Source organism: Sorangium sp. So ce834 (genome assembly GCF_051521425.1).
Classification (GTDB): Bacteria; Myxococcota_A; Polyangia; order Polyangiales; family Polyangiaceae; genus Sorangium; species Sorangium cellulosum_D.
Genome location: NZ_CP150351.1, coordinates 1,608,791 through 1,623,889, shown reverse-complemented (window position 1 = coordinate 1,623,889; position 15,099 = coordinate 1,608,791). Strand labels below are relative to the sequence as shown.

Sequence of the window (15,099 nt, the reverse complement as noted above, 5' to 3'; positions counted from 1 at the left end):
ATCACGTCTCACCCCGGCGCGCGCCGTCGAGCAGCCAGTCGGCGCTCTCGCAGAGGATCTGCCGGCGGCGCATCGCGCGCGCGTCGAGCCACGTCGAGACCACCTCGTGGCCGCGCAGCCACGCGCGCGCAACCATCGGAGCGCGCACGTGCGGCGACGGCAGCGCGCAGGCGTCGATCCCGACCTCGCGGAAGTTCTGGAGAGCCCTCGCCATGTGCCAGGGGCAGGTGACGATCGCCGCCCGCCGCGCGCCCATGCGGCGCAGGAGGGCCGCGCTGAAGATCGCGTTCTCGTGCGTCGTCAGCGACCAGAGGTCCTGCAGGATGGCGCGGGCCGGGACGCCGGCGCGCAGCAGCTCGGCGGAGAGCACGCGCGCCTCGATCTGCGCGCCCCAGCGCCGCCCGCCGCTGGCGATCACCCACGGCGCGACCCCGTCGCGGTAGGCCTGCGCCGCGCGCGCCGCGCGGCGCGCGCCGGGGGCCGCCGGGCGCCCGGACGGGAGCATCCTGCAGCCGAGGACGACGATGGCGTCCGCGTGGAGCGGCATGCGCCCGACCATAGCCCATCGGCCGTGGCCGTCGCGCGTCTGCTGCGCGGGGCGGGCCCTGCCCTCCGGCCGCCAGGACGCCGCCGCGGCCTCCCGCGCCGCCGCCACCCACGCCGCCGCTTCCTCCTGCGCCGCCGCCACCACCCCCGCCGTCTCCCGCGCCGCCGCCCGCCGCCCGCGCCGCGGCCTCCCCGCCGCCGCGGCCTCCCCGCCGCCGCGGCCTCCCCCGCCCCGCCTGCGAGCCCCCGCGCCGCCGGATCCAGGCCGTAACGTGGCCGGCTTCCTGGCGCTTCCGCGGCCTGTCGCTGCCCCGCCGCCTACCCCGCAACTACATTGGCGCCGTGCCCCTGCTCCCCCGGCCAGGTCTCCACGTCTGCGACCTTCCTTGCTCCCGGTGCACCTGCCGGCTTGACGCTGCCCGCGCTCGGAATCTAATAGCTCTACCTTGAAACGGGCGGGGTTCAGCGAGCGAGGCAGGATGCGGATCAAGATGTGGGGGGTTCGCGGAAGCATCCCCACGCCCGGTGCAGGCACGGTCGAAGTCGGCGGCAACACGAGCTGCTACGAGATTCGTGCCGGTGAGACGCTGGTCATCCTCGATGGCGGGACGGGGCTCCGTCTCCTCGGCCAGGATCTGGTCAAGGAGATGCCCTTCGAAGCCTGGATGTTCTTCAGTCACGTGCACTGGGATCACATCCAGGGCTTCCCGTTCTTCACGCCCGCGTTCGTGCGCGGGAACAAGATCCACCTCTACGGCGGCCTCAACGTCTCGCGGACGCTCGAGGAGACGCTCGCCGGGCAGATGGACTACCCGAGCTTCCCGGTGCACCTCACGGAGATGGGCGCGGCGATGACGTTCCGCGATCTCTACGAGGGCGAGGTGGTCACGATCGGCCCGAACGACGACGTGCGCGTGACCAACGCGCGCGGCAACCACCCGAACGGCGTCTACGCGTACCGCGTCGAGCACGAGGGGAAGGTCGTCGTGTACATCACCGACTCCGAGCACTACGCCATCGTGGATCCGAAGCTGAAGAAGCTCGCGATGGGCGCCGACGTGCTGATCTTCGACGCGATGTACACGCCCGAGGAGTACGCGGGCGAGGTGGGCGGCGGTCCGAAGACCGGCTGGGGCCACGCCACGTTCGTCGCGGGCTGCGAGCTCGCGAAGGCGGCGGGCGCCAAGCAGCTCGTCCTGCACCACCACGACCCCAACCAGACCGACGCCATGGTGCGCGAGAAGGAAATGCGCGCCCGCGAGCTCTTCCCGAACACCATCGCCGCGCGCGAAGGCACCGTCATCGAGATCTAGCGCGGCGCCCCGCCCGCCTCGTGGCGGGCGCCGCTCGGCGCTCTGGATGAGGCGGCGTCGCTCGCCGCCCACCCCGAGCGCTCTCTCCGGATCAGGCGCTCCTGGCCATCGGCTCGCGGGTGATCTCCTCGATGCGCGCGCGCATCCGCTTCTTCGCGCGCTCCTCGATCTGCCGCACGCGCTCCTTGCTGACGCCGAAGTCGGCGCCGAGCTGCTCGAGCGTCACGGGGCTGTCGGTCAGCCAGCGCTGGTTCATGATGCGGCGCTCGCGGGGCGACAGCTCGCTCACGACCTTCTGCAGCGCGCGCGAGAGCTGCTCGCGCTCGTCGGCGGCGCACGCCTCCTCCTCGGGCGTGTGCGAGTTCGACGCGATCCGCTCCACCGGGGCCACGCCGTCGTCGCTCGGAGAGCGCTCCAGGCTGACGTCGCGCGCCATGAGCAGCGGCAAGAGCTCGGCCGCCCGCTCCTCCGACAGGCCGCTCAGCTCCGCCAGCACCGCCGGGTCCTTCTCGTGCGTCTTGCGGTAGATGCGCAGCGCGCGGCGCTCGCTCTTCGACGAGCCGAGGCGCACGATCCGGTACCCCCGCGCCACGTGCTCGCGGATCTCCGCGCGGATCCAGTAGGCCGCGTAGGTCGCCAGGCGGCAGCCGCGGTCCGGATCGAAGCGCTCCGCCGCCTTCAGGAGGCCGATGTTCCCCTCCTGCACGATGTCCTCCATCGGGAGCCCCCACCGGCGGTACTCGAGCGCGATCGTCATGACGAACGGCAGGCACGCCTCGATGAGGCGCCGGCCCGCGTCCCGGTCACCAGCGCGCCAGCGGAACGCCAGCTCCCGCTCGGCCTCCGGGCTCAGGGTGGCGTAGTTCGCGAGCTCTGTACGATAAGCCGAGAATGCCGCACGATCCCAGGTGGTGCTCATGGTCCCTTTGTTCTCCGCCGCGCGCCGATCAAGGAGGACGTGGGTCGAGAGACCCGTGCGAGCCGGTGGGCGGCCCCCGGCCAGATGCAGGCCCGATGCCGGGATAAACCCTACGAAATCGCCTTTTTTTGCGCTGGAATGCGCAACGTGTTCGGATCCCTGGAGGGACGCGAAAGCTTTGCGGGAAAGCGAAGGAGCACGGATGCGCGGCGCTGAGCGCAGATCCACGGCGCGCGAGCGGCGAATGAGAACACGATGTTGCGTCCAGGTTTCGGGCTTGGGTCGGGCCGCCCGCGCGGACGGCATGGGCAGCGACCGCGGGGCCGTCCGCGCGACGCTTGCGCGGATGACCGCGGTCGCCCCTGCCCCCGCGCACCGCGCGCCGATGACCGCGGTCGCCCTTGCGCCCGCGGCCCGCGCGCCGATGACCGCGGTCGCCCCTGCCCGCGCGGCTCGCGTCGTGATATCCGGAGAGCAGTGAGGACACGCGTCGCGAGCTCCGTCGCGTGCATCGCCGCCTGCCTGGCGACGCTCGCCTTGCTCTCGCGCGAGGCGGAGACGCCCCCGGCGAAGGCGCGGCGCGGGCTCTCACGGCCCCTGCTCCACGCCCTCGCGCCGGACGACGAGGAGATCGACGGCGTCGGCTGCGACCCGAACGCCCTCGACCGCGGCATCGCGGTGCCCAGCGGGGCGCCGACCTCGCTCGGCTGCGAGCAGGCGCGCGCCATCGTCGCCCAGGCCCGCACCACCCTGGCCGCCCCGCCGCTCCGCATCGATCCCGCAAAGTTTGCCGAGGCGACCTCCGACTGGCTCGATCCGCACGGGCTGTGGTCGGTCGCGCCCGACGCGCCCGTGGGGGCGGCGCTGCGGCGGGAGGCCACCGAGCTCCTCGCCGATCTGCAGGCGCCGGTGGGCAGCGGGCCGTGCTCGGCGGCGCTGCGCGTGGGCCAGGAGCTGTCCCGGTGGTCGCGCGAGCTCGACGGGATCTTCGACGAGGGCTTCCGTCGCGGGCTGGCCCGCCCGCCCGCGACGGCCGCCGAGGCGTGGTCGCTGATCGCCGCGGCGCCGTTCGAGGACGGCGAGGTGACGCGGAGCGCCCGGGATCTCGCGCGCGAGCTCGGCCGGGAGGTCGGCGCGCTGCGCGCGCACTTCGGGGAGCCGCTCGCCCGCTACGCCGACGCCGTGCGCGAGCGCGCGGCGCCCTCGATGAGCGACGAGGGCTGGGCGCGCACGGTGATCGCGGCCGCGGTGCGCGCCTACGTGCCCCAGCTGGACGCCCACGGCGCCTGGGCGCCGCTCGAGGAGGAGGTCTCCATCTACGACCTCGATCTCGAGGCGCACCCGCCGGCCCGGCTCTGGCAGGAGATGACCCGCACCGCGATCGGGGTGCGCATCGATCGCGGCGCGCTCGCGCCGCTCGCGGACGGCGACGTGGTGATCCGGATCCAGGATCTCCCGATCTCCGGGATGAGCGTCGAGCAGGCCGAGCAGCTCGCCGTGCTCGCCGACGTGCGCCCCGGGACGACCGCGCGCGTGGCGCTGCTCCGGCGCGGCGCCGCGGCGCCGCTCGAGCTGAGCGTGGCGCCGCACCCGATCGGGCCGCAGCCGGCGGAGGCCGCGCCGACGGAGCTGCCGCTCGATCTGGTGCGGTTCGGCGACGGCAAGGTCGCGGTGATCGCCATCCCCGACGTCCCCGACGACCTCGGGGACCGGGTCGCGGCGGCGCTCCACCACGCGCGCGCGCAGGGCGACACGCGGGGCGTGATGCTCGACGTGCGCGCGAACGGCGGCGGCTCGACCGACGGGGCGATCGCCGCGCTGGGGCTGTTCCTGCCGGGCGTGCCGCTGTTCCCGATGCGGCGCCGCGACGGCGGCGTCGAGGTGGAGCGCTCGCCCGACGTGCCCTCGGATCGCGGGTGGAGCGGGCCGCTCGCGGTGCTCGTCGACGGCGACTCCGCGAGCGCGGCGGAGATGATCGCCGGCGCGATCGGCAGCTACCGGCGCGGCGTGGTCATCGGCGATCGCACCTACGGCAAGGGGTGCGCCCAGGAGTACCTCGACGACGACGCCCACGTCGGCGTCCTGCGCCTCACCACGCTGCTCTACGCGCTGCCGGACGGCGCGCCGGTGCAGAAGGTCGGCATCGTGCCGCAGGTGCAGCTCTCGCTGCCGGCGACGAACGAGCGGGAAGCGCGGGTGGACCGGGCGCTCGGCCCGTGGCGCGGCCCCGACGTGCGCGATCTGCACCGCGTGCGCGAGGTGCCCTGGCCGGCGCACGCGGGGCGGGTGGGGCCCTGCCGCGACGAGACGATCTGCCGCGCGCTGCGGTCGCTCGGCGCCGCCCCGGCGGCGGCGCGCTGACCCGCGTCAGCGCTTCCAGAACTTGCCGAGGAGGCCGCCGGTGGGCGTCGGGTCGCTGGTCGTGCGGCTGCGCATCTCCTGCACGCGCACCTCGCGGATCGCGTCGAGGTTCTTCGGGTTGATCTCGGCCGCGAGGCGGAAATCGCGGATCGCGCGATCGATCCGCCCCGACCGCTTGAGGAGCATGCCGCGGTAGAAGAGCGCCCGCTCGTAGCGGGGCTCCTTCCGCAGGACGACGTCCAGCGTCTGGATCAGGTCGTCGTAGTGCGCGCTCGTGGCCCCCTCCGCGAGCGCGGGCGGCTCGCCGCGCCGCTGCGCCTGGATCCAGACGAGCAGCGTCATGTACTCCGGCTGCTCCGGGTCGGCGTTCAGCGCGCGCCGCGCGCGGATCTCGGCGCCGGCGAGGTCGTTCTTCTTGAGCAGGATCTCGGCCTTCTGGAACTCGAGCGCGGCGTCGACGACGCGGGCGATCTTCTCCTCGTCCTCCGCGGGGGGCGCGGCCTCCTTCGGCCCCTGCAGGTACTCGGCGCGCCGCTTTGGATCGCTCAGCGTCTGGTAGGCCTCGCTGATGCGGGCGAACACGCGCGCGACGAGCGGCTTGACGTCCTGGAGCTCCGCCGGCGTCCGGTCGGGGTGCCACTGCTTGGCGAGCGCGAAATAGGCGCTCTGCACGCGCTCCGGGGGGACGTCGTCCGCGACGCCCAGCATCTCGAAGAAGCTCTCGCCGTCGATCGCGGCGGCGCGCGCCTCGATCTCGGCGCGGCGCGCGGCGAGCTCGGGGCTCAGCGCGGCGCGCGGCGGCGGCGGGAGCTCGGAGGCAGGCGCGGCGCCCGCCTGCGCTGGCGACGCGCCCGCCTGCGGCCTCGCGGGCTCCGGCCCGCGCGGGGGCGGAAGCGGCGACGCCGCCTCGGTCCGCCCCGCCCGCGCAGCCCTGCCCTCCGCGCCGACGGCCGCCATCTTGACGGTGGGCGCCTGCTGCATCGGCGGCTGCGCGCGGGGCCCGGCGAACGCCGGCGCGAGGGGCTGCTTCGGGACCTTCGGCTCCGCGCCGCGGGGCGCGCCGCCCGGATCGCCGCCGGCCGCGCGCGGATCGAAGGGCGCCGCCGGGCCCGGGAGCGCGACGCCGCGGCCGTCCGGCGCCCCGGACGGGGGCGGCATGGTCGACCGGCGCGGGGCGATCGGCTCGGCGAACGGCGACCCCGACCGCCTGCTGGACGGCGCCGGCGCGTCGGACGGCCGCGGCGACGCGCGGCCGTCCGCCTCGCCGCGCGCCGCGCGCGGCGAGGGCGCCGTCGAGCCCGAGGTAGGGCGCGGCGACCGCGCCGCCGCGGCGGCCGGGTCGCGCTGCGCCTGGCCCGCGTCGGCCGGGGCGGCGCTGGCGGACCGCTCCCGGCCGGAGCCGGCGGGCGCGCCGAGGCCGACGGGGCGCCGGCCCGGCGCGCCGAGATCGAGGTGCCGCGTGATCGCGAGCGCGTAGATCGTCAGCCGCACGACGCGCTCCTGCGCGACGCCGGCCCCGACGAGATCGGCGAGCGTCATGCGCCGCGTGCGCAGGAGGTCGACGACGGCCGCCTCGTCGCGGTGGAGCTGGAACCGCTTCATCTCGGCCTCGACGTGGAGGCCGAGATGCCGGCTCTGGATCCGGTCGAGGGTCGCGTCGATCAGCGGATCGTCGGCGTGGAGCCGGACGCCCGCCATGATCACCGCGAGCGGCTCGCACCCGATGAGCTCCGGGCCGCCGTAGGACGACAGCAGGTTCTGGCCGTCGTAGTAGGCGTAGCGCGTGTCGGGCGGGAGATCGTAGAGCGCGACCAGCTTGCGCACGAGCTGCTCGCGCAGCACGGCGAAGACCGTCTCCCGATCGAGCAGGCCCCGGGAGACGAGCAGCCGGCCGTGCAGCACCCGCCGCTTCGTGATGTCCCGGAGCGTCTCCCGGAGCGTCGCCTCGTCGAGGAGGCCGAGCTCGAGGATCACCCGGTCGAGCGGGGCGATGATCGTCCCGGTCCAGATCTTCGCCGGCACGCCGTCGCTGAAGAAGATGCCGTGGCGGACGCCCTGGGGGTCGATGAAGCACGCGGTGCCGGTGAGGCGCCGGTCGAGCATGTACACGAGCAGGTGGACGAGCGGCGTGCGCGCGAGCGCGCCCTCCGCGGTCGGCGGCTCGCCCGGCAGCGACAGCACGGCGATGGGGCCGGCCATCGCCGAGGGCGGCAGATCCGACACCGGATCGCGCTCGCGCCGCGATGGCTGCTCTCCCCAGCCGCGGGCGCGCAGCGCGGCCGGCCGCGCGCTCTCCTCAGGGACCTCGTCCGGATCGCTGTCTGTCTGCACCGACCACGACTCCTCTCCGTGAGCGCCCTGCGGGGGCGAGTACGGGTCCGCCGCCGCGGCGGGCTCCTGCGGTGGATCCGGCCAGCGCGCGGTGGTGCGCCCGGGCCGCAAGGTGGGCGAGAGCCTGCCGGACGGCGCCGGCGGCAGATCCGCGAGCATCCTGGCCTCCGCGCCGCCGTCGTCGACCGGCGCCGGCGCCGGCGGCGCGGCCTCGGGCGGCGAGGCGGGCCCGCGGCCGGCGTCGCCGGGCCGCGGCTGCGTCCTCCGGCTCGCCGGCGAGCTGGTCATCGGCAGCGTCGGCGACGAGGGCCGCGTGATCGGCTGCGGCGGCGGCATGCGCAGGTTGGCGAGCGGCGACGCCGGCGCCTGCGCCGAGCGGCCGGGCGGCTCTGCAGGGATCGTCGGCGTCCTCAGCGACACCTGCGGCGCCTCCTGGACGGCCGCGTGGGCGCGCATCGACGCGGCGGCGGGGTCGTCGCTGGTCGCGACGATCCGGCGGATGTGCCGCGTCGGCTCGCCGTGGCGAGGCCGCTCGGCGAGATCGACCTCGAGCGCGCGCCCGATCGGCCCGCCGGAGGCGTCGAGGACCAGCCGGACGCGCGGCTGCGAGTAGCGGGCCGGGTGCGCCGGCGTCTGCACGACCAGCGCGACCTCGCCGGTCGAGAGCTCCACGAGCGTGCCGGTCGGGAAGATCCCGAGCGCGCCGACGAGCAGCCGCAGCACCGCGCGGTCCGCCGGATCGGTCGCCTCCTGCTCGAGCTTGGCGATCGCCTCGTCGGCGGAGAGCGGCGCCTCGCCCGGCGCGGGCGTCAGGAGGTCGTTGAAGGCGCGGGCGGTCGCGAGGATGCGCGCCTGCAGCGTCGGCTGGCGGAGGCCGCGGTAGACCGGGCCGAGCGCGGCCTGACGGCGCACCCAGTGCGCCTCGTAGGCCACCACGGTGCGCATGACGCTGGGCTCGTTGACGAGGCCGAGCGCGGTCAGCACGACCGCCGTGCCGGCCGGGACGTCCGCGTCCTGCTGCTCGCTCAGCTGCGGGACGAGCCCGCCGCCGCCGCTCCGCGCGACGCCGGTGAGCCGCGGCCGCGCGATGTCGAAGAGCAGCGCCGCCATCGAGAGCCGCTGCAGGAGCACGACGTCGCCCGTGATCTGCCGGGCCATGGCGAGGCTCAGGATCGCGGTGTTCACCGCGCGCCCGGCGTCGTCGTGGTTCTGGTTGCGGAGCGCGGTGACGCCGAGGAACGCCGGCGTCTCGTTCGCGGAGAGATCGACGAGGCGCTGCGTGATGCGCTTGACGCCCTGCCGCAAGACGTAGCGGCCCTGCCGCAGGTCGTCGTAGAACCGGCGGAGGATGACGATCGCCGTCGCGTAGGTCCGCACGATCGCCGACGTCTCGTCGCCCTCGCGATCGACCGCCACCTCGCGGCGGAGCACCTCCTCGTCCACGGCGCGCAGGCGGACGCGCGGCGCCGGGCGATCCGCGAGCGCCGGCTTGGCGCTCCGGAGGGCCTCGGCGAGCGCGGAGGCGAGCGCGTAGAGGTCGCTCGCGCGGACGTCCTTCGCGATCCCGATCTCGGAGTAGCCGCAGCGGCCCAGAATGTCGCCGAGCTCGAGCGCGCCCTCGTAGACGGCGCGGTTCGCCTTGAGGAGCTGCCCGGAGACGAAGACCGAGCCGCGGGTGAACAGGATGGAGACGTTGTGGCCGGAGCGCTGGCCGAAGTCCTGGACCAGCGAGACCGTCTCCTCGACCTGCCGCACCATGGCCTGGTTGTCGATGGCGTGCAGCGTCGAGAGCTTCACCAGCCGGAAGAGCGCCTGCACGACGCTGGCGGCGAGATCGCGCGCCTGCTCGCGCCGGATGTTCTCGGACACGTTCTGGCTGATGACGTCGACCTGGGGAGCCGTCACGGGAGATCTCCGACCGTCGAGATCCGCTTGCCGAGGCGGCCGGCGATCGCCTCGGCGGCGGCGCTCGCGGCGTCGCGCAGCGCCTGGCTGTTCCAGGGCCGCCGCTTCGAGGCCGCGAGCGCGGCGTCGAGCGCCTCCTGGGAGCGCGCCTCGCGGCCGAGCAGCTCGGCCGCGAGGCAGCGGGTCTGCTCCGCGGCGTCGTCCGCGAGCAGGCCGTGCCGCTGGAGCAGCTCGACGGCGACCGACTCGCCGCGCGCCGGGTTCAGCGTGTAGAGCGCGCCGAGGAACTCGCGCCGCTCGTCGAGCGTGAGCTGGTGGAACGAGCTGTCCTGCACGCGGCGGACGAGCAGCGGGCCGGCGGCGCGGACCTGGTGGTGCGCGAGCGTGCGGAGCGCCGCGACGCGCACCTCCGGGGGCGCCGACTCGGCGAGCGAGAGCAGCTCGTCCCGGATCTGCTCGGGGCTCGTGGCGAGGTGGGCGATCGCCTCGCAGCGGAGCGCCGCGTTCGCGCACCCGGAGAGGCGCCTCAGCGCGCCGAGGGCGCCCTGCGTCCGCGACGCGGCGAACATCTTGAGGATCGGGCGGGCGACGTCGAGATCCAGGGTCATGAGCGCGTCGACGACCCCCTCCTCGTGCCCGGGCAGCGTGCGCTCGAGGTGACCGAGGAGCGCGCGGCGCAGGGGCTCGTGGCCGACGTGCCCGACGACCTCCATGGCGACCGGCAGGGTTTCGCTGCCGAGCTTGTGCAGGATGGGCGCGAGGCGCTGCGCGACGAGATCGAGGTCCACGGGCGCGGGCTGCGCCGCGCCGCCGGGGGTGCCCGGCGCGACGACGCGCGTCGCCTCGCGGAGGAGCAGCCGCATCGTGTCGGGCGGGAACATGCCCCGGGCGAGCTCCGTCGCGAGGGCGCCGCCCTGCTGCCTGGGCGCGAGCGCGTCGAGCGCCTTCTCCAGCGCGTCGTGCATGCCGAAGAGCACGTCGAAGCGGCGCGCGAGGATGAGATCGCGCGCCGAGGCGGCCAGCGGCTCGGCGACGAGCTCGACGTCCTGGTAGCGCTTCGCGTTCAGGAAGGCGTCCGCCACGATCTCGACGAAGCGCTCGCTCCAGCGATCCGGGCTGAGCACGAGCTGCGTGCCGAGCGCGCGCTGCGCGACCGGGTCGAGCGCGAGCGCGCCCGCGGCGCGGCGCGCCGCCCGCAGCGCGGCCGCGTCGGTGTCGATCACCATCGCGGCCGCCTCGGCGCGGTTCGCCCGCTCCTCGGCGGCGCGCCGGGCCATGCTCTCGACGTCGTCGGCCTCGTGCCAGAACTGCTCGCGATCGGCCGCGTCCCCCTCGGCGAAGACGCTCACGACGTCGTAGCGCACGTGCTCGAGGCGGCGCTCCCACAGGGCCGCCGCGACGTCGTCCTCGGGGGCGAGGTCGCGCAGCGGATCGAGCAGCAGCACCTCGCAGAAGGCGCGCAGCTCTTCCTCGGTGATGCCCGGGAGCAGCTGCACGCGCCGCACGCCGGCCGCGAAGAGGTTGTACGGGACGAGATCGAGCGGGTGCTGCGGCTCCCACACCGTCCGCCGGCGGTGCTCGAAGGCGTACGGCGTCAGCGCCCAGTGGACGAGGCCCCCGTCCGCGCGCAGCGCCTCCACGATCGCCTGGAAGGTCGCGCGGAGCTTGTTGTCGGCGTCCGGGTGGCGAAAGCCGTAGTGGCGCACCGCCGGGAGCAGCCGCTCCAGGCGGCGGAACACCTCGGTGAGCCGCGCGACCGCGGGGTCGTCCGGCTCCGCTTCCGCCGGCTCTTCCTGGGGCGCGGGCTGCTCCGGCGGCCGCATCCCGACGGCCGTGGGGGACTCGTCCGGCGGGGGGCGCCCCGTGCTCGGCGGCGCGGGGCGGCGCGGGACGGACGCGCCGAGCTCCTCGAGGAGGCGCAGCACCTCCTGCCGCATCTGCGCGGCCGAGTCGAAGCGGTTGCGCCGATCCCAGGCGAGCGCCTTGTCGACGAGGCCGATGACCGAGGCGGGCAGCTCGGGCGCGATCCGCGCGAGCGATGGGGCCGGCGTCGTCGCGGCGAGGATGAACGCCTCGTTGTCCGAGCGGCCCTGGTGCAGGCGCTGCCCGCTGAGCACGGCGTACAGGGTCGCGCCGATCGAGAAGAGGTCCGCCCGCCCGTCGACCCCCTCGGTCAGCCCCATCGCCTGCTCCGGCGCCATGAACGACGGGGTCCCGAGCGCCGTGCCCGCCTTGGTCTTGTCGCCGGGCGCGCCGCGCAGCCTCGCCACGCCGAAGTCGAGCAGCTTCACCACGTTGTCCTTCGTGACGAAGATGTTCGCGGGCTTCAGGTCGCGGTGGACGATGCCCTCGCCGTGGAAGCTCTCCAGCGTCTGGAGCACCTCCCCGGCGATCCAGAGCGCCTCGGCGACGGGGAGCTTCCGGCTCTTGCGCTTCCAGAGCTGCTGCACGGTCTCGCCGTCGAGCAGCTCCATCACGAGGAACGGCTCGTCCTGCTCGGTGATGTCGTCGTCGAGGATCGCGACCCGGCCGGGGTGATCGATCTTGTTGGCGACGTACCCCTCGCGCAGAAACCGGTCGCGGATGCCGACGTCCCGCGCGAACTCGGCGTGCAGGATCTTCAGCGCGGCGCGCGAGCCGTTCCGGTGGGTGGCGGCGTACACCGACGCCATGCCGCCCACGCCGAGGAGGGCGTCGATCCGCCACTTGTTCTTGAGGGTCGTCCCGACGCGGGCGCGCGCCCGCTGCTTCTCGTCCGGGGCGTCCGAGACCTCCGAGGGAGGAGGGATGACGGACTCGGGGATGACGCCACGTGAGGTCATTCGGCCACCGGAAGGCGGGAAATCGTATCACCTCCGCGCCCTCACCAGGTTCCGGATTTCACCCGGGAGCGCGGCCCGCCTCACGGCCGTCGCGCGTCCTCCCTCGACGGCCCTCGACTCCCTCGGCTCCCGGCGTTTCCGTGGGGTGGACCGCCGGTCAGGACGGCCCGGGCGCGGCGACGACCGCGCGACATCGCGCGTCATCGAGCACGAGGCTCACGCCGCGGTTCGACGGGAAGAGCGCGTTGAGCCGGGCGGTGACCGCCGGATCGCCGGTGAAGACGTCGATCTGCCGCCCGACGACCTTGATGCCGCGATCCTCGGCGACGAAGCAGCCGTCGTGGCGGCCCCCGCCCGGGAGCGGCAGGCCGGCGAGCTCGGGCACGTAGAGGGCCGTGCCGAGCGGAATGACGCTCGAGTCGACCGCGACCGTGCGCAGCGGCGTGATGGGGCGCCCGGTCGCGCCGCGGCCGTACGGGAAGCGCCGCGGGTCGAGCCGCTCGAAGCAGACCTTCTGGCCGGTGCGCGGGCAGACGTCCGCGCACGCGCACCCGCGCCGCGCGAAGCTCACCGTGTCGCCCGACGCGAGCCGGCCGCTCCCCTGGACGCAGACTTGGTCGTGGAACGCGCGCGGGACGCTCGCGAGCGGCGCGCACGCGGCGTCGTAGAGCACCGCGTCCTTCGGCCCGCCGCCCTCGGTCGGGAAGTCGTAGTAGGTGTTCCGGAACAGCCCCGGCGCGAGCCCCGGCGCCGCGGCCGCGGCCGCGCGCGCCGCGCCGTCCGCGCGCGCGGGCCGGCCGTGCTCGCGGACGAGGATCGCGAGCTCGTCCTCCGCGGAGGCCGCGCCCGCGGCGCCGCGCCGGTCGGCGCGCGTCGCGTCGACCGCCTCGCCCGGCGCGGCGGCGTCGCGGCCCGCGGCGCCGGCGCCCGGGTCGCGATCGCCTTCGCCCGGCGGCGGCGCGTGGAGCCAGCCGCCGCCTCCGCGCGCGATCCGCGGCTCGCTCGAGCCATCCTGGGCCCAGTCCGCGCCGCCCTTCGCCGCGCACCCCGCGGCGAGCGCGATGAGCAGCGCGCCGAGCCCGCGCACGGCGGGCGCCGCGCTCGTCAAAAGGCGCCTCCGAGGCGCGAGAGCTCCCGGATCGCCGCGGCGGCGACGTCGGCGCGCGCCCAGAGGGCGGCGGGGGCGCCGGCGCCGGCCGGCGCGGCGCCGGCGGCGATCACCACGGGCGCCGGATCGCCCGCGCCCGGCTGGCCGAGGCGGCTCGCGACGAGCCGCAGCGGCTCGAGCACCAGCGCGAACGCGATGTCCGCGCCGAGCGGGGCCAGCGCGGCCTTCATGGCCGGGGCGTCGCCGAGGCTCTCGCCCTGGATCGCGGCGACGGCGCTGCGGAGCCCCGCGCTCGGATCGTTTCCGACCGACGCGAAGAGGCCGTCGTCGCGGATCAGGTAGTGTAGCTCGATCGCGGGCGGCGGCCCCGCGCCCGGCGCCCCTTTGCGGGCCGGCGGCGCGCCCGCGCCGCCGGGCTGGCCCGCCGCGGCGGTCTGCTCGATGCGCACGCGCCGCACCTCGCCGCCCTGCTGCGCGAGCTCGGCCTTGCCCGCGGAGACCCGGAACCCCTCCCGCTTGAGCGCCGCCTGGATCGGCGGGAGCTCGGCGGTCCCGACGAGGTCCTGGATCGCGGCCTCGAGCTTGGCCCGGTCGCTCACGGCGGCGCGCACGAACGCCGTGGGGCCCGCGCCGTCGAAGCGGACCCCGCCGGCGAACCAGTCGCCGCGCGCGTCCGACGCCGCGCGGATCGCGGCGCCGAGCCGCTCCCGCTCGGCGGGCGGGAGGCCGCCCTCGACGAGCCCCGCGACGGCGTCGACGAGCTTCGGCACGTTCTCGGCGCGCGACGCGGCCCGGTCGCGGACCAGGACCCCGACGAGCGCGTCGGCGGGCAGATCGAGCAGCGGCTTCACGTCGCCGACCGCGAGATCGGCCGACGCCTTGGACGCCGGGCCGCCCCCGGGCTTCGGCGTCCCGGAGGCGCGCAGGTGCGCGCTCTCGTCCAGCGTGAGCGTGAGGCGCGCGCGCTCGAGATCGCCGAGCACCGCGAGCGCGCCCTCGATCATCGGGGCGAGCGGGACCGCGGTGGCGGCCGGCGCGCCGTCCGGCCCGCGCGCCCTGTCCCAGGCGCTCCGCGCCGCCCTGAGCACCGGGCCCTCGAGCGCGTGGCCCGGGAGCTCGATCGCGAGATCCTCCTTCGGCACCTGCGCCTGCGGCATCGTCCGCGCGACGTAGGGGCCCAGGGCGGTCAGGTCGCCCGGGGTCTCCGCGACGAGCAGGTAGTTGCCGAGGACGCCGAGGGCCGCCGGGCTCGTCCCCTGCAGCGGCTCGAGCAGCGCGATCGAGGTCGCCGCGTCGGGCGTCGCGCGGAAGCGCGCCCCCTCGCCCCGCGTGAGCTGATCGATCAGGCGCGCGCCGTCCTTCACGTGGACGCCGAGCGCGGCCCGGGGGTGCGGCCGGTCCGGCGTCTCCACGGCCACGCCGAGCGCCGGGACGTTGCCGTCGATCTCGGACGCGACGGCGATGGGCAGGCCGAGCAGCGACGCGGCGAGGGCGCCGGCGCTGCCCGGGAGGAGCGCCGCCGGGCCGCCGACGAGGGCGCGCACCTTGGCCCAGGTGGCGTCGGGTGTCGGCAGGAACGCCTCGGCGATGAGCCCGGCCGGCGCGGGCACGGGGCTCAGGCCCTGGACGCCGGCGTCGGCCGGCGCGCCCGGCGATTTGCAGCCGAGGGCGCCCGCGCTCAGGCCGAGGACGAGGGCCAGGAGCGCGGCGGCGCGCCGGGACGTGGCGGAGGTCGATCGTACGCTCACGACCGAACCGTAGCGCCTTCCCGCCGCGGTCGACCACGAACCTGCA

The 15,099-nt window shown here is 75.9% G+C and carries 8 protein-coding genes; 2 read left to right on the top strand and 6 right to left on the bottom strand.

The window, feature by feature from the left end:
- Position 1: 1 nt before the first annotated feature.
- Entirely contained in the window at positions 2–691 is a 690-nt protein-coding gene (locus tag WMF20_RS05925) for a YdcF family protein (RefSeq protein ID WP_437611423.1), read from the bottom strand.
- A 346-nt stretch (positions 692–1,037) separates the two neighbouring features.
- On the opposite strand from WMF20_RS05925, the gene WMF20_RS05920 reads away from it, so the two are divergent.
- Positions 1,038–1,859, top strand: coding sequence for an MBL fold metallo-hydrolase (locus WMF20_RS05920; protein WP_237245092.1), 822 nt, complete (start codon positions 1,038–1,040; stop codon positions 1,857–1,859).
- Between the two features lie 91 nt (positions 1,860–1,950).
- Here WMF20_RS05920 and WMF20_RS05915 read toward each other — a convergent pair whose 3' ends face one another.
- Positions 1,951–2,778 (bottom strand): sigma-70 family RNA polymerase sigma factor, encoded by an 828-nt coding sequence (locus WMF20_RS05915; RefSeq protein WP_129573423.1) that lies wholly within the window; start codon positions 2,776–2,778, stop codon positions 1,951–1,953.
- 477 nt (positions 2,779–3,255) lie between these two features.
- Between WMF20_RS05915 and WMF20_RS05910 the strand changes: the two genes are divergently transcribed.
- Positions 3,256–5,139 (top strand): S41 family peptidase, encoded by a 1,884-nt coding sequence (locus WMF20_RS05910; protein WP_437611421.1) that lies wholly within the window; start codon positions 3,256–3,258, stop codon positions 5,137–5,139.
- A 6-nt stretch (positions 5,140–5,145) separates the two neighbouring features.
- Here the strand turns inward: WMF20_RS05910 and WMF20_RS05905 are convergent, their stop codons facing one another.
- The 4 genes from WMF20_RS05905 to WMF20_RS05890 all read right to left on the bottom strand — a co-directional run bounded on the left by WMF20_RS05905 (position 5,146) and on the right by WMF20_RS05890 (position 15,053).
- Positions 5,146–9,375: a DnaJ domain-containing protein gene (locus tag WMF20_RS05905; protein ID WP_437611419.1), complete on the bottom strand. Its 4,230-nt coding sequence runs from the start codon at positions 9,373–9,375 to the stop codon at positions 5,146–5,148.
- Entirely contained in the window at positions 9,372–12,197 is a 2,826-nt protein-coding gene (locus tag WMF20_RS05900; RefSeq protein WP_437611417.1) for a protein kinase domain-containing protein, read from the bottom strand. The genes WMF20_RS05905 and WMF20_RS05900 overlap by 4 nt, the downstream gene beginning before the upstream one ends.
- Positions 12,198–12,354: 157 nt before the next feature.
- The gene (locus tag WMF20_RS05895) at positions 12,355–13,305 is read right to left on the bottom strand and encodes a 3D domain-containing protein (RefSeq protein ID WP_437611414.1); all 951 of its coding nucleotides are present in this window, start codon (positions 13,303–13,305) and stop codon (positions 12,355–12,357) included.
- Positions 13,302–15,053 carry a hypothetical protein gene (locus WMF20_RS05890; protein ID WP_437611412.1) on the bottom strand — a complete coding sequence of 584 codons (1,752 nt, stop codon included), beginning with the start codon at positions 15,051–15,053 and terminating at the stop codon, positions 13,302–13,304. Before WMF20_RS05890 ends, WMF20_RS05895 begins: the two co-directional genes overlap by 4 nt.
- Between the last annotated feature and the right edge of the window lie 46 nt (positions 15,054–15,099).

Coding starts and splice junctions, on each gene's coding strand:
- WMF20_RS05900 (WP_437611417.1), bottom strand. CDS start 12,197: ATGACCTCACGTGGCGTCATCCCCGAGTCCGTCATCCCTCCTCCCTCG.
- WMF20_RS05920 (WP_237245092.1), top strand. CDS start 1,038: ATGTGGGGGGTTCGCGGAAGCATCCCCACGCCCGGTGCAGGCACGGTC.
- WMF20_RS05915 (WP_129573423.1), bottom strand. CDS start 2,778: ATGAGCACCACCTGGGATCGTGCGGCATTCTCGGCTTATCGTACAGAG.